Source organism: Pseudomonas sp. GXZC (assembly GCF_026967615.1).
In the GTDB taxonomy this organism is placed as follows: Bacteria; Pseudomonadota; Gammaproteobacteria; order Pseudomonadales; family Pseudomonadaceae; genus Aquipseudomonas; species Aquipseudomonas azotoformans_A.
The window spans coordinates 6,969,318-6,987,998 of sequence record NZ_CP114115.1 but is presented as its reverse complement, the minus strand read 5'-3'; the positions used below and the strand labels follow the sequence as shown (position 1 = coordinate 6,987,998).

Genomic DNA, 18,681 nt, shown 5'->3' with positions numbered 1-18,681 from the left:
CCCGTTACAAGATCGGTGAAATAAGCCGCGCAACCCGCATGCCCAGTTGCTGAAGGCGGCGGGTTTCGCGGCTTTCTTCTTGGCTGACTTCATGGGCCAGGGCGAAGTCGTCCAGCAGCATGTGCTCGACTTCCTTGGCGAAGGCCTCGTCGACCGTCAGCAACATCACTTCGAAATTCAGCCGGAACGAACGGTTGTCCATGTTCGCACTGCCGATGGCGGCGATTTCGTCGTCTACCAACACCACCTTCTGATGCAGGAAGCCTGGCGTATAGCGAAATACCCGCACGCCGGCGCGCACGGCTTCGATCGCGTACAGGCTGGACGCGGCGTAGACGATGCGGTGATCGGGCCGTGAAGGCAGCAGCAGCCGCACATCGACACCGCGCAGCACGGCCAGGCGCAGTGCAGAGAACACCGCTTCGTCGGGGATGAAATAGGGGCTGGTGATCCAGACGCGCTCGGTCGCGGCGTGGATGGCTTCGACGAAGAACAGCGAGCAGGTTTCATAAGGGTCGGCCGGACCGCTGGCGAGCAGTTGGCAGAGCACGCCGTCCTCGGGGTAGGCGTCCGGCAATATCAGCGGCGGTAGTTCGCGCGCGGCCCAGAACCAGTCCTCGGCAAACGACTCCTGCAGGCACGCCACCACCGGGCCGGTCACCTGCACATGAGTGTCGCGCCACGGCGCCAGCGGCGGTTTCTTGCCCAGGTATTCATCGCCGACGTTATGCCCGCCGACAAACCCGGTGATGCCGTCCACCACCACGATCTTGCGATGGTTGCGGAAGTTGACCTGAAAGCGATTGAGCCAGCCGCTGCGGGTGGCGAAGGCTTTGACGTTCACCCCGGCGTCGCGCAGCGACTGCACATAACGATGGGGCAGGGCGTGGCTGCCGATGCGGTCATACAGCACGTAGATGGCGACGCCTTCTGCGGCCTTTTCCTTCAACAGCGCGTGCAGTTGGCGGCCGAGTTCGTCGTCATGAATGATGAAGAACTGGAACAGCACCGCCGTCTTGGCATTGCGGATCGCCGCGAAGATTGCGCTGAAGGTGGCGTCGCCATTGATCAGCAAACGCACTTCATTGTTGGCCAGGCACGGCATGCGGCCCAGCTTGGGCATGGCGCGCAGCGAGGCGTAGGCGCTGGAGTTGCGTGCCGCCAGGGCTTCCTCGACCCACGGGCGCCAGTTCAGCTCGGTGATGGCGGTGTGCATTTCCTGGTTGGCCTGGCGACGGGCCTGGATGTAAGCGTCGAACGTGCTGCGGCCGAAGATCAGGTAGGGGATCAGCGTGAGGTAGGGCATGAACATCAGCGACAAGGCCCAGGCGATCGAGCCTTGGGCGGTTCTGACGGTCAGCACCGCGTGGATCGCGGCGAGGGTCCCGAGAAAATGCAGCGTGGCAATGAAGTAGGCGAGCAGGTGCGGGCCAAAGAAATCCATGAACGACGTTACTCCAGGCAATCCAGTGCCTAACAGACCATGTCTGGTCAGGAATGTCGCTATTTTATTTGCCGTGCAACCCTGGCACCTTTGCGGCGTCTAACGCCCAACATTACCCAGGAGTTACCCGATGAATGCTCGTCTGCTGTCTTTGGCCATGATGATTGGTGTGTCGCTGCCGGTGGCGGCGCAGGCGCAGATGCTGGCGCCGGGCTTGTGGGAACTGACCACCAGCAATATGAAAGTCGATAACCAGGACTTGCCCGACCTGTCGCTGATCCTCGGTCAGCTCAAGCAACAGATGACCCCGGAACAGCGTGCCATGCTCGAAAAACAGGGCATCACCATGGCCGGCAAAGGCGTGCAGGTGTGCCTCACCCCGGCGCAGGTTGCCTCCGATTCGATCCCGCTGACCGACCCGCAATCGGGCTGCAAGCAGGAAGTGACCGACAAAACCGGCAACCAGTGGAAATTCCGTTTCAGTTGCCCGAAAGCCCAAGGCACGGGTGTAGCCACTTTCCAGAGCCAAAAAGAATTCACCACCACCGTCAACGGTACCTTCAATGCCACCGGCATTCAGCAGAAGGGCAGCCTGGACAGCCATGCCCAGTGGCTGGGCAACGATTGCGGGACGGTCAAGCCTCGCGCTTGAGCCTTTCGCACAGGGCTTCGATACTCATCTGACCGAGGTCTTCCCCCAGGCGGCTACGCAGGCTGACGTAGCCGCCGGCTTTTTCCCGCTCGCCAACAATCACCAGATACGGCACTTGGTGCAGGCTGTGCTCGCGCATCTTGTAGCTGACCTTCTCGTTGCGTCGGTCCACCACCGCCCGTATGCCCACACGTTTCAATGCTTCACAGACCTGCTGGCCGAAGTCGGCCTGGCTTTCACTCAGGGTGAGCACCGCAGCCTGCTGGCTGGCCCAACAGGTGCCGTAAATGCGTTGTTGCGATGCGTTGAGGGTGACCTTGGTCAGCTTGAAGGCTCGGATCACACCGGTGCTGGGCACATGAAGACCGTGGCACAGGGCTTCAAAATCGCCCAGGCGCCGTACTGAATGATTGGTGTTCGCCAAGTGACGCATGCGCGCTTCGATCTGTTCAAGGTCGAGCGCTGTGAAGGCGCGTTCGTAGGCCAAGTCATAGAAAAAACCATCGTCGATGGGCGACCCGGCTGTCAGTTGAGCGATAGGAAACAGTTGCTGAGTGGCCATCGCCAACAGACTTGCGCAGGAGCGACGCAGAATCTCCAGCCCCTCAGGATCCTGGGTGGTGATGATCTGGAGTCGGGCGTCCTGTTCCAGCAGGTGTTCACAACCCACTAGCACACCGTCAACACGACCGGCGACCGAGGTTTTGGTCAGCCCCAAGCCGATGCTGGCGGCTACCTCGTAAACCGACAGCGCCTCGTCGTACTCGCGTTGGGTGCCGTCTGGCAGGGTGATCCGGATCATCGCCGTCGTCTCTAGCGCTGGAAATGCAAAGGTAATCCTTGGCAGCTGTCGATTACCTGACCGTTATGAAAGGCCAAGTGGCCGGAAACCAGGGTGGTGCTGACGCTGTGACGAAAACTGCGTTCGGCGAAGGGCGTCCAGCCGCAGCGGGCCAGGATGGGTTGGCTGCTGACCGGCTTGCCCTCGGGCTCAGGTTTGATCAGCACCAGGTCGGCCCAATAACCTTCACGCAGGTAGCCACGGTCGGGGATGGCGAACAGGTCGGCCACACGGTGACTGGTTTTTGCGACCAGCGTGGTCAACGGCAGCAGCCCATCGGCCACTAGTTCCAGCAGCGCGGGCAGGGCGTGCTGGACCAGGGGCAATCCCGACGGCGCCTCGCGATAACCCAACTGTTTTTGCGCCCAGGTATGCGGCGCGTGATCGCTGCCGATGACATCCAGGCGGTCGCTTAACAAGGCCAGGCGCAAGGCGTCGCGGTCGGCGCGGGTCTTGATGGCCGGGTTGCATTTGATCTGGTGGCCGAGGCGGTGATAGTCGCGGTCATCGAACAGCAGGTGGTGCAGGCAGACCTCGGCGGTGATGCGTTTTTCGCTCAAGGGCTTGTCTTCGAACAGCGCCAGCTCGCGGGCGCTGGTCAGGTGCAGTACATGCAAGCGGGTGCCATGGCGCTTGGCCAATTCCACGGCAAAGGATGACGAGCGATAGCACGCCTCGGCATCGCGGATCAGCGGGTGCGCGACGGCGGGGATGTGCTCGCCGAAGCGTTCGCGCAGGCGCTGTTCGTTGGCCTGGATGCTTGGCGTGTGTTCACAGTGGGCCAGCAAAATCGTGGGCACTTCGGCGAACAGGCGCTCCAGGATCCGAGGATCGTCCACCAGCATATTGCCGGTCGAAGCCCCCATGAACACTTTGACCCCGGCCACCTCACGTGGGTCGAGGGCGGCGACGGTGTCGAGGTTGTCGTTGCTCACGCCGAAGTGGAAGCCATAGTTGGCCACCGAGTGCAGGGCGGCGCGGCGTTTTTTGTCGGCCAGGGCGTCCAGGTCGAGGGTGGCCGGGTGCGTGTTGGGCATGTCCATGAAACTGGTGATACCACCGGCTACCGCCGCGCGGGATTCGCTGTAGAAGCTGCCTTTGTCCGGCGCGCCAGGTTCGCGAAAATGCACTTGGTCATCGATCATGCCGGGCAGCAGCCAGTGACCTTGGGCGTCGATGGCGACAGGCGCGTTGCTGTCCTGGATGCTGCTGGCGATCTTTTCGATACGACCATTGGCAATCAACACATCGGCGTCGAATTCCTGGCCTTCGTTCACCAGGCGGGCGTTGCGGATCAGCAGGCGGCTCATGGTTCAGAACTCGTTTTGCAGGGCTTTGTAGCCGCGCACCAGATCAACGTTGGTGCGGGCCACGTCCTCGGAAAACTCCGAGGCGCTCACGCTCACCGGCGGGAATTGCGAGAGGTCGGTGTTGGGTCCGATGCGGGTGGTGGAGGGCACGTAGAACGCGGCGGGCAAGTCGCGGCCGTCGACCACCGAGTTGTGGCGCACCACGCAGCCATCGCCCACGGCGCAGTTGAACAGCACGCTGTTGAAACCGATGAACACGCGGTCACCGACGGTGCAGGGGCCATGGACGATGGAGCGGTGCGCAATCGAGGTGAACTCTCCGATGGTCACCGCCGCGCCGGATTTGGAGTGGATGACCACGCCGTCCTGGATGTTGGAGTTGGCGCCGATGATGATCGGGTCCATGCCGCCGCTGGCGTCGACTTCGTCGGCGCGGATGACGGCGTAGGGGCCGACGAACACGTTTTCGCCAATGATGACCTTGCCGCAGATGATGGCGGTCTTGTCGACGTAGGCCGATTCGGCAATCACGGGCAGATCGCCGGACGGGTTTTTGCGGATCATGCTAAGGGCTCCGTAATGATGTGGACGTAGTCGCCGTCGATGGCGTTGTAGAAGCAGGTCGGCCGTCCGGTGTGGCAGGCCGGGCCTTGCTGGTCGACGATCAGCAGGACCGCGTCGCCGTCGCAATCCAGGCGTGCTTCCACCAGCTGTTGCCAGTGACCAGAGCTTTCGCCCTTGCGCCACAACTGCTGGCGTGAGCGCGACCAGTAGCAGACCTGCCCGCTGCCCAGGGTTTCCTTGAGGGCCTGGCGGTTCATCCAGGCCAGCATCAACACCTCGCCGCTGCCGTGTTGCTGGGCGATGGCGGCGATCAGGCCATCGCTGTTCCACGGCAGGGCATCGAGCACGGGTTCGAGGGGAAAGCGGCTGCCGACGGCAGCCCCTTCCAGTTCGAGCATGCTCAGGGTCATGGCTTGCCCAGAGCCGCGCACAGCGTGTTGAGGTTGTATTCGAACAGCCCGGTGAAGGTGCTGGCCGGGCCTTCAGCGGCGAGGGCGTCGGAGTACAGCGTGCCGCCGATCTGCGCACCGCTTTCGTCAGCGATCTGCTTGAGCAGGCGCGAATCCTTGATGTTTTCCATGAACACGGCTTTGACTTTGTCTTTGCGGATCTGAGTGATCAGCGCGGCCACTTCGGCGGCGGACGGCTCGCGTTCGGTGGACAGGCCCTGTGGCGCGAGGAACTCGATGCCATAAGCCTGGCCCAGGTAGCCGAAGGCGTCGTGGGAGGTAACGATGCGGCGGTTACCGGCGGGCAGTGCGCCGAACTTGGACTTGGCGTCGGCCAGCAGGCGATAGATTTCTTTAAGGTAGGTTTGGCTGTTGTGCTGGTAGTCGGCCTTGTTGGCCGGGTCGGCAGCGATCAGCGCCTTGGTGATGTTGTTCACATAGATTTCGGCGTTGGCCAGGTTGTGCCAGGCATGCGGGTCGGGGATGGTCTCGCCGTCTTCGTCCATGGTGTGGGAGATCACGCCTTTGCTGGCGGTCACCACCGTGGCTTTGGTTTCGGTGCTGGTCACCAGGCGGTCCAGCCAGGGTTCGAAGCCCAGGCCGTTCTTGATGATCACCTTGGCCTTGAGCAGTGCCTTGGCATCGTCCGGGGTAGGCTCGTAGGTGTGGGCGTCGGCGTCGGGGCCGACCATGTTGCTGATCTGGATGTGATCACCACCAATCTGGTGAGTGATGTCATCGAGGATGCTGAAGCTGGTAACCACCTGAAGCTTGTCGGCGGCCTGGGCCGTCGACAACGACAGGACGAGACTGAACAGCACGAGTAGAGCGCGCATCGGGAAACACCTCATTGGGATGACAGCAAAGGCGGGCGGCGCAGCAAGCCGTGCACCGGACCGAAGACCACGGACAGCAGATACCCGGCGCCCGCCACCAGCACGATGGCCGGGCCGCTGGGCAACGAGTAGTAGAACGACAGCAACAAACCCAGCCACACCGACAGGCATCCCAGCACTGCCGATACCGCGATCAACACCGGCAGGCGCCGGCTCCAGAAACGTGAAGCGATAGCCGGCAACATCATCAGGCCTACCACCATCAAGGCGCCGATGGCCTGGAAGCCAATGACCAGGTTCAGCACCACCAAGGTCAGGAACAAACCATGGGCCAGCGGACCGAGGCGGCTGACGGTCTGCAGGAACAACGGGTCGAGGGTGTCCAGCAGCAGCGGTTTGTAGATCGCGGCCATGGCGATCAGGCTGAAGCTGGAAACCCACAGCATGCCGGTGAGGGTGGTTTCATCCACCGCCAGGGCGGAGCCAAACAGCAGGTGCAGCAGATCGAGGCGTTTGCCGGCGATGCCGAGGATCAACACGCCCGCGGCCAGGGAGATGGGGTAGATGGCGGCGAGGCTGGCGTCTTCGCGCAGGCCGGTGCGGCGAGTGATCCAAGCGGACAGGCCAGCCATGCTCAGGCCCGCGCCGAGGCCGCCGATGGTCAGGGCGGGCAGGCTGAGGCCGGCGAACCAGAAGCCGAGGGCTGCGCCGGGCAGGATGCCGTGGGCGACGGCGTCACCGATCAGGCTCATGCGGCGCAGGATCAGGAACACGCCCAGCGGCGCGGTACTGCAGGCGAGCACCAACCCGCCGATGAGGGCGCGGCGCATGAACACGAAGTCGACGAAGGGCATCCACAGGTGGGCGGCGAAATGCATCAGGCCACCTGCATCTGTGGCTGCGGGCGGATCAGCTCTTTGCTCGGGCCGAACACGCAGCCGGTGCTTTTGATCTGCACCACTTGCTGGGTGTGGTGGCGCACGGAGGCGAGGTCATGGCAGACCACGATCAGCGTGCGGCCTTGCTCATGCCAGGCGTGGATGTGTTTCCAGCACAGCGCCTGGCCCTCTTCATCAAGGGCGGCGTGAGGCTCGTCGAGCAGCAGAACGGGCGCTTCGGCCAGGCTCATGCGAGCAAGGAGGGCGCGTTGCAGCTCGCCACCGGACAGTGCCATCAACGGGCGATGCTCAAGGCCGCTGAGGCACCAGTCTTCCAGTACTGCTTCAAGCCGCTGATTGCGCTGTTGCGGGGACAGTTGCGTGCCCCAGAAGCCGGCGGCGACCAGCTCTTGCAGGCTGATGGGAAACTGACGGTCCAGGTGTTGCTGCTGGGGCAGGAACGACAGGCCGCCACGGCGTGGAACCTCCACCGTGACCTTGCCCGCCAGCGGCTTTTGCAGGCCGGCGATGACTTTAAGCAGGCTGCTTTTACCGGTGCCGTTGGCGCCGATGATGCCGGTGAGGCTGCCTTTTTCCAGGGTGAGGTCGATGGCGGGCGTCAGCGGCTGGCCGGGTGCGCCCCAGCGTAAAGCGGTGCAGGTGATCATGCAGGGTGTCTCGTCCAGCGGCTTTCAGCCACGGCATCGTGCGCGTGCAGGCTTTCGGCGTGGATCACTTTCAGGTGGAAGGCTTTGACGGCATCCGAGCGTTTCAAGGCGAGGTTCAGGCGGCGGGCGGCGTCTTCGCAGAACATCAGGTTCTGCCCGTTGGCCAGGGCGAAGGCTTGTTCGTCCGCACGTTTCACGGCGGTTTGTACGGCGGTGCCGAGGGCGGCTTCGACGGTGTCGATTAAGTCTGTCAGTGGCAGTTGCTCGCCTTGCAGCTCGACATGCAATTGCGCACTGCTGCGCTGGCTGTGAGGCGTGGCGACGATGCCGTTGGCGCTGCCGAGCCAGGTCAATACGTCTTCATGCTGCAACGGTGTGTTGGCGAAGTCGTCGAGAAATTGTTGCTGAATCAACTGCCTGGCGAGGGCAGCGGAGCAGGGACAGGTCGAGGAGTAAGTAACGTCAATTTTTAGTTCCACGTGGAACATCTGGTTTTCCAGACGCGCTTCGATGCTCACCGGGTAGCCTTTCCAACCGGCCAAAGGACTGACCAGTGCCGGGCGTTTGAGCAGCAAATCGGTGTGGATACGCAGGTAGGCGTTATTAGATAAACCTTCATGACTGTCGAGAAAACGCTGCAGTACATTACGCAGAAGTGCGGGCGTAAGCGGTTGCTGGTCGAGCATCTCCAAGGCCAGGTACAGGCGTGACATATGAATGCCACGGGCGGCGCCATCGTCCAGGCTCACGCCGGCATCGGCGGTGGCGGTCAGGCGCTGGCCGTCGATGAGAATCGGCAGGGCGATACCGCACATGCCCACCCAGTCGAGTGGCAAGGCTTGGCGTGAAGCCTGCGCGGCGATATCCGGCAGAGTCAGCGCATTCATGAGCAGGTCCATCGTTGGAAATAAAAAGACATGTTATATTATAACTATTGAGTCGACGATGATTTTTCTGCTCCAGCCTTTTTTCAGTCATGTCGAGTAGGGACGCTCCTTTATTTGCGGTATTTTTCATGCACAGACGTCAGCTCCTAAACCTGCTTCTGGCCAGCCCGCTGTTCACCTTGCCGTTTGCCGCCCACGCCACGCAGATCAGCAACGCCCGCCTGTGGCGCTCGGACGACAAGCTGCGCCTGGTGTTCGACCTCAGCGGTCCGGTGCAATACAAGACCTTCACCTTGAGCGCGCCGGAGCGCTTGATCATCGACTTGAGCGGCGCCGGGCTCAGTGGGGATTTCTCTCAGTTGGCGCTGAAGAACAGCGGGATCACCTCGATTCGTTCCGGGCATTTCGGCAAAGGCGACACGCGCATCGTGCTGGACCTGGCCGCACCGATGCAGCTCAACAGCTTTCTATTGCCGCCTCAGGATGGCCAAGGTCATCGACTGGTACTGGACCTGACCAGCGCCACCCAGGCGCCTCGCCAGATTGCGGCCGAGCCCAAGCCTTTGGTGGATAAAGCGCATCCCAAACGCGACATCGTTGTGGTGGTCGACCCCGGCCACGGCGGCAAGGACCCAGGCGCCGTCGGCTCCAAAGGCCAGCGCGAAAAAGACGTGGTGCTGTCCATCGCCCAACTGCTGGCTAAACGCTTGAAACGCGAGAAAGGCTTCGACGTGAAGTTGGTGCGCAACGACGACTTCTTCGTGCCGTTGCGCAAGCGCGTGGAAATCGCCCACAAGCACAATGCCGACATGTTTATCTCGGTGCATGCGGACGCGGCGCCACGCATCACCGCTTCGGGCGCTTCGGTGTATGCCTTGTCCGAAGGCGGCGCCACTTCCGCCACGGCGCGGTTCATGGCGCAACGGGAAAACGGCGCCGATCTGCTCGGCGCTACCAGCCTGCTCAATCTGAAAGACAAGGACCCGATGCTCGCCGGGGTGATCCTGGATATGTCGATGAACGCTACTATCGCGTCCAGCCTGCAACTGGGCAGCTCGATCCTGGGCAGCCTGGAAGGCATCACCAGCCTGCATCAAAAGCGTGTGGAACAAGCCGGGTTTGCGGTGCTCAAGTCACCGGACGTGCCGTCGATCCTCGTGGAAACCGGGTTTATTTCCAACGCACGGGACAGTGCGCGGCTGGTCACTGCGCGGCATCAACAGGCGGTTGCCGACGGCCTGTTCGAAGGCCTGAAGAAATACTTCCAGAAGAACCCACCGATGAACAGCTACATGGCATGGGTGCAGGAACAGAAGATCGGTCAGGTCTAACAGCCGGTTATACGGCTACAGGTGAATTTGGCGCTGGCGCCGCCCGAACTGGAAAACCGGTTGAGGGTGGTCCAGCCCACGCGCCGCGTGTAGCCGACCCACGCCTCTCCATCCGACGCCAACCCGGTAAAGAACGTCAGTTGCCCATAGCGGCTGTTGGTTTGTGCCCAATAGCGTTTGCCGATCACCTCGTACCCGCGCAAATACGTGGTGCTGCCGACCGTCGCCACGCTGTAGGCGTTGCCTAAAGGGTCAACGCAAGCGAGCAGATTGGCGCTGCGCGTGCAGTTGGCCAGCAGGCTTGGCGTCTGGGCGCACGCAGGTCCCACGGCAACCAATAACAGGGCGCACACCAGGTATCTCATCGGGTTTCTCAAGGCTGGGGAGTGTTCAAGCATTGCGCCCTTCGTCGTGGCGAGCAAGAGGGGATTGGCTTATTTGTATTGTTATACTATAACATTAAAAAACAGCCTGACCCGTGAACCGCTCCCCATGACCGAACAAGACCTCCTGGCCCAGCCTTGCGCCGACTACATGAATGAAGCCCAGCAAGGGTTCTTCCGTGAGTTGCTGCTGGCCCAGCGCAATGAGCTGCAAGCCCGCATCGACGCCGAGTTCCTGGTACTGCGCGAGCAGGAAACCAACAGCGACCCTGCCGATGTCGGCAGCGCCGAAGAACAGCGCCAATGGCAACTGCGCCTGCTGGAGCGGGAAAAGAAGCTGTTGGACAAGATCGACGACGCCCTCGACTTACTGGCGCGCGGCGAATACGGCTGGTGCCGCGAAACCGGCGAGCCCATCGGCCTACAGCGCTTGTTGCTGCGTCCTACCGCCACCCTGTGTATCGAAGCCAAAGAACGTGAAGAGCTGCGCGAACGCCATAAACGGGCGATTTGACCGGCCAACCCTGATGAGGAATACCTGATGCCCAATCGTCTCCCCGTTACTGTGTTGTCCGGCTTTCTCGGCGCCGGTAAAAGCACGCTGCTCAACTACGTCCTGCGCAACCGCGAAAACCTGCGGGTGGCGGTGATCGTCAACGACATGAGCGAAATCAACATCGACGGCAGCGAAGTCCAGCGCGACGTCACGCTCAACCGCTCCGAAGAAAAACTGGTGGAGATGAGTAACGGCTGCATCTGCTGCACCTTGCGCGAAGACTTGCTCGAAGAAGTGGGAAAACTCGCCAAGGAAGGTCGTTTCGATTACCTGCTGATCGAGTCCACCGGCATCTCCGAACCCTTGCCTGTGGCCGAAACCTTCACCTTCCGCGACGAAAACGAGCAAAGTCTGGCCGACATCGCGCGCCTAGACACCATGGTCACCGTAGTCGACGGCATGAACTTCCTGCTCGACTACCAGGCGGCCGAAAGCCTGGCGTCGCGGGGTGAAACCCTCGGTGAAGAAGACGAGCGTTCCATCACCGACCTGCTGATTGAGCAGATCGAATTCGCCGACGTGATCCTCATCAGCAAGATCGACCTGATCAGCAGCCGCGAACGCGAAGAGTTGATGGCGATCCTTGAGCGCCTCAATGCCCAGGCGGAAATCATCCCAATGGTCATGGGCGAAGTGCCGCTGAACAAGATCCTCAACACCGGCCGTTTCGACTTTGAACGTGCCGCCCAAGCCCCAGGCTGGCTGCAGGAACTGCGCGGTGAACATGTGCCGGAAACCGAGGAATACGGTATTGCTTCCACCGCTTACCGTGCGCGCCGTCCCTTCCATCCACAGCGTTTCTTCGACTTCATCGACCGCCCGTGGGTCAACGGCAAACTGCTGCGCTCCAAAGGTTTTTTCTGGCTGGCCAGCAAGCACCAGGATGCGGGCAGTTGGTCCCAGGCTGGCGGTTTGATGCGCCATGGTTTTGCCGGGCGCTGGTGGCGCTTTGTGCCAAAAAGCCAGTGGCCTCAGGACGAAGAAAGCATCGCGGCGATCATGGGCAACTGGCAACTGAGCACCGGTGATTGCCGCCAGGAACTGGTGTTTATCGGGCAGAACATCGACTTCACCCTGCTGCGTGCCGAGTTGGACGCGTGCCTGCTCAACGATGAAGAAATGGCCCAGGGCGTCGACGGTTGGCGCCTGCTGGCCGATCCCTTTGGCCCTTGGTATGAGGAGGCAGCCGCCTGATGCTGGCCCCGGTGATTCCCCTGCGTCCTGTGATTCGCCAGACCCGTGGCGAAACCCCGTTGGCGCTGTCCGACATCCTGGAAGATGGCGTCAACCTGGCCGTGTGGGAGCGGCTGTTGCCGTTGCACATCGCCGAGTTTGGCGCCTTGCTGGTGGCGCTCAACGAGCCGTTGGCCGATTCCATGGTGATCGAGCTCAACAACGAAGACGCCGAGCCGAACTTGCAGGGATTGGCGTCCAGCTGCCGTGATCTTGAAGGCTACGAAGGCTTTATCGCGGATGTGTCGTGGCTGGTCAGCGCATTCGCCTGCTTGCTGGGCGCCAAGCGTATTGGTGTGCGTTTGAGGTTGCTGGATAAGGCGATGTGCCCACGTTTTCACGTCGACCATGTGCCGGTGCGGCTGATCACCACCTATGCGGGGGTCGGCAGTCAGTGGTTGCGCGAAGGCGTGATGGACCGGCGCAGGCTGAGCCAGCCAGAGGCCGAGCCCACCGAGCGTGTCGAACAGATTCGCTGCGGCGAAGTCGCGCTGCTCAAGGGCACCAAATGGCACGGTAATGAGAATCACGGTTTGATCCACCGGTCCCCGGCGCTCAAGGCCGATGAGCGCCGATTGATCCTGACACTGGATTGGCTCGCATAACCGCGTAGGATCAAACGCTCTACACGGTCCGAACGATGCCCCTCATGCTGCAGAACATTCCCACCCACGTGATTGCCGGGCCCTTGGGCGCCGGCAAGACCAGCCTTATCAAGCACCTGCTCGCCCAGCGCCCGGCCAACGAGCGCTGGGCGGTGCTGATCAACGAGTTCGGGCAGATCGGCCTGGACGCTGCCTTGCTCACCCAGGATGACGACGGCATTGCCCTGGGCGAAGTCGCTGGAGGCTGCCTGTGCTGCGTGAATGGTGCACCGTTCCAGGTAGGACTGGGTCGTCTGTTGCGTAAGGCCAAGCCCGACCGGCTGTTTATCGAACCGTCGGGCCTGGGCCATCCGGCGCAGTTGCTCAAGCAGTTGCGGCAGGCACCGTGGCAGGGCGTGCTGGCCGTCCAGCCCTGTGTGCTGGTGCTGGATGCCCAGGCGCTGGCAGCAGGAAAACCATTGCCGCCAACGCAGCAAGAGGCTCTGACAAGTGCCGGGTTGCTGGTGTTGAACAAGGATGAAGGGTTGGACGCCGGGCAGCGCCGAGCGATCGAACGGCAGTTGCCCGAATGCCCGCTCTACTGGACCCGCCAGGCGCAATTGCCCTTGCAACAATTACCCGGCCTGAACGCGCAGGCTTCAGTCGCTGTGGATAACATCGAAGTGCCCGAAGGCCAGGCGCAAATGCCGGCGGTGTGGAGCGATCCGACTCAACCGATCTGCCTGAGTCAGACTCAAGAAGGTGGTTGGAGCGTCGGATGGCGCTGGCACCCGAGCCAGCCATTCGATACTCGGCGCCTCGACCAGTGGCTGACAAGCCTTGAATGGCGCCGCGCCAAACTGGTTATCCACAGCGCCGAAGGGTGGGTTTCGACCAATGCGGTGGACAACAGCGAGTTGACTTGGCAGGCCAGCGAATGGCGCCGCGATTCACGTATCGAGTTGATTTTCAGCGAGCCACAGGACCTGGCCGCCTTGCAGGCCGCAGTAAAGGCCTGCCGTTACTGACGGTTCTTGGCGTGGTCCTGGCGCCACTGGCTCAGCTCGATCACTTCGGCGCTGGGCAGCGGCGTCTTGATCTCGAACGGGTAGGGCGCCAGTTCGATTTGCGCGCTGTGGGCGCCGAATTGGGTGATGGTCCCCGGATGGCGGGTTTCGCCGGTCACAGTGAATTCAAAGTTGTAGATACGCGCCAGGCGCCGCCGCCCATTGGCATCCTTCACAAACCCGATACGCTTGAGCGCCACCGCGCCGTCCAGCAGTTCGATGTCGAGCTTGGCACAATGCTGCTTGACCCGCTCCAGCGCCCGCTCACGCAGGCCGTGGTTGTGCCACACCCAGGCGGCACCGGTCGCCAGCAGCATCAACACGAAGATGTTTCCCAGGGTCAGCATGCGAAAGACTCCAACAAAGTGAGAGCAGCTTAACTGTGTCGCCGGTCTGTCGTACAGGATGCGTTTAGTCGCATACTGCGCGGCCAGAATTTCAATGGCTTTACGGAAATCCCGCGCATGAAACGCACACCTCATCTGCTTGCGATCCAGTCTCATGTGGTCTTTGGCCACGCCGGAAACAGCGCCGCCGTATTCCCCATGCAGCGCGTCGGGGTGAACGTCTGGCCGTTGAACACGGTGCAGTTCTCCAACCACACCCAGTATGGCCAATGGGCGGGCGAAGTGTTGGCGCCGCAGCAAATTCCGGCGCTGGTGGAAGGCATTGCGGCGATCGGCGAGCTGGGCAACTGCGACGCCGTGCTGTCCGGCTACCTGGGCAGTGCGGACCAGGGGCGTGCGATTCTCAGCGGCGTGGCGCGCATCAAGGCCATCAACCCCAAGGCTCTGTACTTGTGCGACCCGGTGATGGGCCATCCGGAGAAGGGCTGCATCGTTCCCCAGGAAGTCAGCGATTTCCTGCTGGACGAAGCCGCGGCCATGGCCGATTTCCTGTGCCCTAACCAGCTGGAATTGGACAGTTTTGCCGGGCGCAAGCCGCAATCGCTGTTCGATTGCCTGGCCATGGCCAAGGCGCTGCTGGCACGCGGGCCGAAAGCGGTATTGGTTAAGCACTTGGACTACCCCGGCAAGCTGCCGGACGGTTTCGAGATGCTGCTGGTGACCGCCGAGGGCAGCTGGCACCTGCGCCGGCCGTTGCTGGCGTTTCCGCGTCAGCCTGTGGGCGTGGGCGACCTGACCTCGGGGCTGTTCCTGGCGCGGGTACTATTGGGCGACAGCCTGTTGGCGGCGTTCGAGTTCACCGCCGCAGCCGTGCATGAAGTGCTGCTGGAAACCCAGGCCTGCGCCAGTTATGAACTGGAACTGGTGCGTGCCCAGGACCGTATCGCCCATCCCCGCGTGCGGTTCGAAGCGACGCCGATTGAGCTGTAGGAACATTCCTGATTGAGCCAGGCAAAGGGCGTCCGGTACTATCGGGCGCCTCTTTGTACCCTGTGCTTTTCAAGGATGAACCATGTCATATTTCCTACGGGCTTTTTCCACGCTAAGCCTGGTTTCGTTGCTCAGCGCTTGCAGCATCAACGGTAGCTACCCGGACGCCACCGAACCCGATGCCGCCAAGCTGCGGTTCATCTCCAACACCCAGAACTCCACCCTCGACTTCTTCGACGCCCAGCACTGCGCAGGCCGTACTACCGGCATGCTCAACAACTCCTTGATGACCGACACCCAGCGTCGGGTGGGCATGATCGTGCCTCCGCCGGAAAAAGCCCGTGGTTTGCTGGAGGTCAAGCTGGCGCCTGGCAAGCCGGTGTTCATGCGCATCAACACCAATGGCAGCGGCTACGTGTGCGCCAAGGCGATCAGCTTTACGCCTGAGGCGGGCAAGGAATATGAAGTGACGTTCGACGTGGCCGAGGGCAGTTGCATCACCACCTTCCAACGTCTGCAGCGCTTCAACGGTAAAGACGAGCGTATTCCGCAGCCGATGATCGAAAGCCCGCTGCAAGCGTGCGCCGGCAGCACGCCGATGTTCCCCAAGCAGATTCCAGAAACACCCAAGCGCGCTGCGTTGATCGGTTCCATCGTTGACACCAACCTGCAGTTGTTCAAGATGATGAACCCGCAAACACCCGTCGAACCGCCGTCGACACCCAAGTCGCTTGAAGAGCAGATTGCCAAGCGCAAGGCGGCAATGGGTTCGTTCACGTTGCCGGAGGCCTACTGGACCCAATATCGCCAGAACTTCACCCTGCTCAATGAAGATGCGGCGGCGCAAGAGGCGCGCACAATGGGGCTCTACAACGAAGTGCTGCGCTACCGATTGAGCGTCACCGAAGACGCCGTGTTGGAACAATGGCTGAATCCGACGGACACCACCACGCGTGATCGTGTGGCGGAGAACGACAAAGTGATGGCCGCCTATTACATCAACACGCGCAAGTCAGTGATGGTTGAAGTGCTCAACCATCACCTGGCGCGCATGGGCCAACTGGATCAGCGCTTTGAGGTGTGTGCGCATTTCGACAAGTGCTGGCACTGATGCCTACAGCGCGTCGGCCTTGATTTCCTGGTAGCGCTTTTCCAGCTCCTGGCGGATCTGCCGGCGCTGCTGAGCTTGCACGAACCGGCGCTTGTCTTCGCTGTTGTGCGGCTGCAAGGGCGGCACGGCGGCTGGTTTGCGCTGGTCGTCCACGGCCACCATGGTAAAGAAGCAGCTGTTGGTGTGGCGCACCGAGCGTTCGCGGATGTTTTCGGTCACCACCTTGATGCCCACCTCCATCGAGGTGTTGCCGGTGTAGTTGACTGACGCGAGGAAGGTCACCAGCTCGCCGACATGAATCGGCTCGCGGAAAATCACCTGGTCCACCGACAACGTCACGACATAACGGCCGGCATAACGGCTCGCGCAGGCGTAGGCCACTTCGTCGAGGTACTTGAGCAGGGTGCCGCCGTGGACATTGCCTGAGAAGTTGGCCATATCAGGGGTCATCAATACCGTCATCGACAGCTGGGCGTTTCCGGGTTCCATAGCACACTCACGGGTTGTAGGCATTGGTTGGGGGGCACCTCTGCGGGTGCTGGAATCTTTGCTGCGCCTTCCTTAACGGGACGCCGGTGGTCGGCTTGCCGTCACGCGTGTACCGATCTGTTTCCATATATTGCACCGGCTTTCTGCCGGAAGTCGCGGTGTTAACCTTCAAAAGCCCATCTCAGGGCATTTCTTACGATCAAGGCAGACTTTTCCTTTCGCCCTTTGCGACATTTCAAAGGCGCGGGCGGAAGTGGGAAAAGCGCCAGTACCCTCAAGGAGCCCCTCGCCATGCACGCCATCAGCTTTATCCAGGACCTGGCCGTGATCATGCTGGTGGCAGGGGTTGTCACCATCCTGTTTCACCGCCTCAAGCAGCCGGTGGTGCTGGGCTACATCGTCGCCGGGTTCATCATCGGCCCGCACACCCCGCCGTTCGGCTTGATCCACGACGAAGACACCATCAAGACCCTCGCCGAGCTGGGGGTGATCTTCCTGATGTTCTGCCTGGGCCTGGAGTTCAGCCTGCGCAAGCTGTTCAAGGTCGGCGCCACAGCCTTCATCGCGGCTTTCCTGGAAATCATCCTGATGATCTGGATCGGCTACGAAATCGGCCGCTGGTTCGACTGGAACACCATGGACTCGCTGTTCCTCGGCGCGATCCTGGCGATTTCCTCCACCACCATCATCGTCAAGGCGCTCAATGACCTGAAGATGAAAAACCAGCGCTTCGCCCAGCTGATTTTCGGCGTGCTGATCGTCGAGGACATCCTCGGCATCGGCATCATCGCCTTGCTGTCGAGCATTGCCGTCAGCGGCACGGTCAGCTCCGGCGAGGTGTTTTCCACCGTCGGCAAGCTGTCGTTGTTCATGATCGTCGCGCTGGTCATCGGCATTTTGCTGGTGCCACGTTTGCTGGCCTACGTGGCCAAGTTCGAAAGCAACGAGATGCTGCTGATCACCGTACTGGGCCTGTGTTTCGGTTTCTGCCTGCTGGTGGTCAAGCTGGAGTACAGCATGGTGCTAGGCGCGTTCCTGATTGGCGCGATCATGGCCGAATCCCGTCAGTTGATTAAGATCGAGCGCCTGATCGAGCCGGTTCGCGACATGTTCAGCGCCATCTTCTTCGTGGCCATTGGCTTGATGATCGACCCGCAGATCCTGCTGCAATACGCCTGGCCGATTGCGGTGATCACCGTGGCGGTGGTGCTGGGCAAGATGTTGTCCTGTGGCCTGGGGGCGTTTATCGCCGGCAATGACGGCCGTACCTCACTGCGCGTGGGCATGGGGCTGTCACAGATTGGCGAGTTTTCCTTCATCATCGCGGCGTTGGGGATGACGTTGCAGGTGACCAGTGACTTCCTCTACCCCGTCGCCGTGGCGGTTTCAGCCATTACCACACTGCTCACGCCGTACCTGATTCGCGGTGCCGACCCACTGTCCTTGAAGATCGCGGCGATCATGCCGCAGCGAATGAGCCGGGTGTTCGGCATGTACGGCGAATGGCTGCGCAGTATCCAGCCTCAAGGTGAAGGCGCAATGCTGGCGTCGATGATCCGCAAGATCATCCTGCAAGTCGGGGTGAACCTGGCGCTGGTGGTGGCGATCTTCTTCGCCGGCAGCTTTTTCGCGGCGCGTATTGGTGGGTATCTGGAAGGCTGGATCAGCGATCCGAGCTGGCAGAAGGCATTGATCTGGGGCGGGGCGTTGTTGCTGTCGCTGCCCTTCCTGATTGCGGCGTATCGCAAGCTCAAGGCGCTGTCGATGCTGTTGGCGGAGATGAGCGTGAAGCCCGAAATGGCCGGGCGGCATACCCAGCGCGTACGGCGGGTGATTGCAGAGCTGATCCCGATCCTGTCGCTGCTGGTGATCTTCCTGCTATTGGCAGCCTTGTCGGCCAGTATTCTGCCGACCAACAAGTTGCTGGTGCTCATTGCCGTGGTCACGGCGGCGGTGGCGGCCGTGCTCTGGCGCTGGTTCATCCGCGTGCATACGCGGATGCAGGTCGCCTTGCTGGAGACGCTGGATAACCACAAGGATACGCCCGAGCACTAAGCGCCT

21 protein-coding genes are annotated in these 18,681 nt (G+C 61.5%); 9 read left to right on the top strand and 12 right to left on the bottom strand.

The annotated features are described in order from the left end of the window. Window positions 1-4: 4 nt before the first annotated feature. Window positions 5-1,444 carry a cardiolipin synthase gene (gene cls / locus OZ428_RS33045; protein WP_033897233.1) on the bottom strand — a complete coding sequence of 480 codons (1,440 nt, stop codon included), beginning with the start codon at window positions 1,442-1,444 and terminating at the stop codon, window positions 5-7. 130 nt (window positions 1,445-1,574) lie between these two features. On the opposite strand from cls, the gene OZ428_RS33040 reads away from it, so the two are divergent. Beyond that, window positions 1,575-2,096 carry a DUF3617 domain-containing protein gene (locus OZ428_RS33040; protein ID WP_016978689.1) on the top strand — a complete coding sequence of 174 codons (522 nt, stop codon included), beginning with the start codon at window positions 1,575-1,577 and terminating at the stop codon, window positions 2,094-2,096. Here OZ428_RS33040 and OZ428_RS33035 read toward each other — a convergent pair. Genes OZ428_RS33035 through folE2 form a run of 8 tightly spaced genes read right to left on the bottom strand, consistent with a single transcriptional unit; the run spans window position 2,080 to window position 8,529 of the window. Beyond that, a complete protein-coding gene (locus tag OZ428_RS33035) occupies window positions 2,080-2,898 on the bottom strand; it encodes a His/Gly/Thr/Pro-type tRNA ligase C-terminal domain-containing protein (RefSeq protein ID WP_269132354.1) in 819 nt (272 codons plus the stop codon). The genes OZ428_RS33040 and OZ428_RS33035 overlap by 17 nt on opposite strands. Before the next feature lie 11 nt (window positions 2,899-2,909). Further along, on the bottom strand, window positions 2,910-4,247 hold the full coding sequence (locus OZ428_RS33030; protein WP_133078431.1) for a dihydroorotase: 1,338 nt from the start codon (window positions 4,245-4,247) through the stop codon (window positions 2,910-2,912). Between the two features lie 3 nt (window positions 4,248-4,250). Next, on the bottom strand, window positions 4,251-4,811 hold the full coding sequence (locus tag OZ428_RS33025; RefSeq protein ID WP_028618554.1) for a gamma carbonic anhydrase family protein: 561 nt from the start codon (window positions 4,809-4,811) through the stop codon (window positions 4,251-4,253). Then, window positions 4,808-5,221 carry a phosphoribosyl-AMP cyclohydrolase gene (gene hisI, locus OZ428_RS33020; protein ID WP_269132353.1) on the bottom strand — a complete coding sequence of 138 codons (414 nt, stop codon included), beginning with the start codon at window positions 5,219-5,221 and terminating at the stop codon, window positions 4,808-4,810. Before hisI ends, OZ428_RS33025 begins: the two co-directional genes overlap by 4 nt. Beyond that, a complete protein-coding gene (locus OZ428_RS33015; RefSeq protein ID WP_269132352.1) occupies window positions 5,218-6,096 on the bottom strand; it encodes a metal ABC transporter substrate-binding protein in 879 nt (292 codons plus the stop codon). The genes hisI and OZ428_RS33015 overlap by 4 nt, the downstream gene beginning before the upstream one ends. Before the next feature lie 11 nt (window positions 6,097-6,107). Then, entirely contained in the window at window positions 6,108-6,974 is an 867-nt protein-coding gene (locus OZ428_RS33010) for a metal ABC transporter permease (RefSeq protein WP_016978683.1), read from the bottom strand. Continuing rightward, window positions 6,974-7,642: a metal ABC transporter ATP-binding protein gene (locus tag OZ428_RS33005; RefSeq protein ID WP_133078428.1), complete on the bottom strand. Its 669-nt coding sequence runs from the start codon at window positions 7,640-7,642 to the stop codon at window positions 6,974-6,976. The genes OZ428_RS33010 and OZ428_RS33005 overlap by 1 nt, the downstream gene beginning before the upstream one ends. Next, window positions 7,639-8,529, bottom strand: a complete 891-nt coding sequence (gene folE2, locus OZ428_RS33000) for a GTP cyclohydrolase FolE2 (protein ID WP_177052547.1) — start codon at window positions 8,527-8,529, stop codon at window positions 7,639-7,641. Before folE2 ends, OZ428_RS33005 begins: the two co-directional genes overlap by 4 nt. A 128-nt stretch (window positions 8,530-8,657) precedes the next feature. On the opposite strand from folE2, the gene OZ428_RS32995 reads away from it, so the two are divergent. Further along, window positions 8,658-9,860: an N-acetylmuramoyl-L-alanine amidase gene (locus OZ428_RS32995; RefSeq protein ID WP_269132350.1), complete on the top strand. Its 1,203-nt coding sequence runs from the start codon at window positions 8,658-8,660 to the stop codon at window positions 9,858-9,860. On the opposite strand, the gene OZ428_RS32990 is transcribed toward OZ428_RS32995, so the two are convergent. After that, window positions 9,857-10,225, bottom strand: a complete 369-nt coding sequence (locus OZ428_RS32990; protein WP_269134247.1) for a glutamine synthetase — start codon at window positions 10,223-10,225, stop codon at window positions 9,857-9,859. The genes OZ428_RS32995 and OZ428_RS32990 overlap by 4 nt on opposite strands. Before the next feature lie 127 nt (window positions 10,226-10,352). Between OZ428_RS32990 and dksA the strand changes: the two genes are divergently transcribed. Genes dksA through OZ428_RS32970 form a run of 4 tightly spaced genes read left to right on the top strand, consistent with a single transcriptional unit; the run spans window position 10,353 to window position 13,644 of the window. Beyond that, window positions 10,353-10,757: an RNA polymerase-binding protein DksA gene (gene dksA, locus OZ428_RS32985; protein ID WP_033897241.1), complete on the top strand. Its 405-nt coding sequence runs from the start codon at window positions 10,353-10,355 to the stop codon at window positions 10,755-10,757. Between the two features lie 27 nt (window positions 10,758-10,784). After that, entirely contained in the window at window positions 10,785-11,993 is a 1,209-nt protein-coding gene (gene zigA / locus OZ428_RS32980; protein ID WP_133078425.1) for a zinc metallochaperone GTPase ZigA, read from the top strand. After that, window positions 11,993-12,637, top strand: a complete 645-nt coding sequence (locus OZ428_RS32975) for a DUF1826 domain-containing protein (RefSeq protein WP_269132349.1) — start codon at window positions 11,993-11,995, stop codon at window positions 12,635-12,637. The genes zigA and OZ428_RS32975 overlap by 1 nt, the downstream gene beginning before the upstream one ends. Before the next feature lie 44 nt (window positions 12,638-12,681). Next, entirely contained in the window at window positions 12,682-13,644 is a 963-nt protein-coding gene (locus OZ428_RS32970; RefSeq protein WP_269132348.1) for a CobW family GTP-binding protein, read from the top strand. Here the strand turns inward: OZ428_RS32970 and OZ428_RS32965 are convergent. Then, window positions 13,638-14,030 carry a DUF3301 domain-containing protein gene (locus OZ428_RS32965; RefSeq protein ID WP_016978674.1) on the bottom strand — a complete coding sequence of 131 codons (393 nt, stop codon included), beginning with the start codon at window positions 14,028-14,030 and terminating at the stop codon, window positions 13,638-13,640. The genes OZ428_RS32970 and OZ428_RS32965 overlap by 7 nt on opposite strands. 117 nt (window positions 14,031-14,147) lie before the next feature. Here OZ428_RS32965 and pdxY point away from each other — a divergent pair, with 117 nt between their 5' ends. Together pdxY and OZ428_RS32955 are read left to right on the top strand one after the other, a co-directional pair. Continuing rightward, entirely contained in the window at window positions 14,148-15,020 is an 873-nt protein-coding gene (pdxY, locus tag OZ428_RS32960) for a pyridoxal kinase PdxY (RefSeq protein WP_033897245.1), read from the top strand. Window positions 15,021-15,102: 82 nt separating this feature from the next. Further along, the gene (locus OZ428_RS32955) at window positions 15,103-16,131 is read left to right on the top strand and encodes a hypothetical protein (RefSeq protein ID WP_269132347.1); all 1,029 of its coding nucleotides are present in this window, start codon (window positions 15,103-15,105) and stop codon (window positions 16,129-16,131) included. 3 nt (window positions 16,132-16,134) lie between these two features. Here the strand turns inward: OZ428_RS32955 and OZ428_RS32950 are convergent, their stop codons facing one another. Next, complete coding sequence (locus OZ428_RS32950; RefSeq protein WP_003177014.1) at window positions 16,135-16,620, bottom strand: acyl-CoA thioesterase; 486 nt, start codon at window positions 16,618-16,620, stop codon at window positions 16,135-16,137. Between the two features lie 291 nt (window positions 16,621-16,911). On the opposite strand from OZ428_RS32950, the gene OZ428_RS32945 reads away from it, so the two are divergent. Then, complete coding sequence (locus OZ428_RS32945; RefSeq protein WP_033897248.1) at window positions 16,912-18,675, top strand: cation:proton antiporter; 1,764 nt, start codon at window positions 16,912-16,914, stop codon at window positions 18,673-18,675. The last annotated feature ends 6 nt before the right edge of the window (window positions 18,676-18,681 follow it).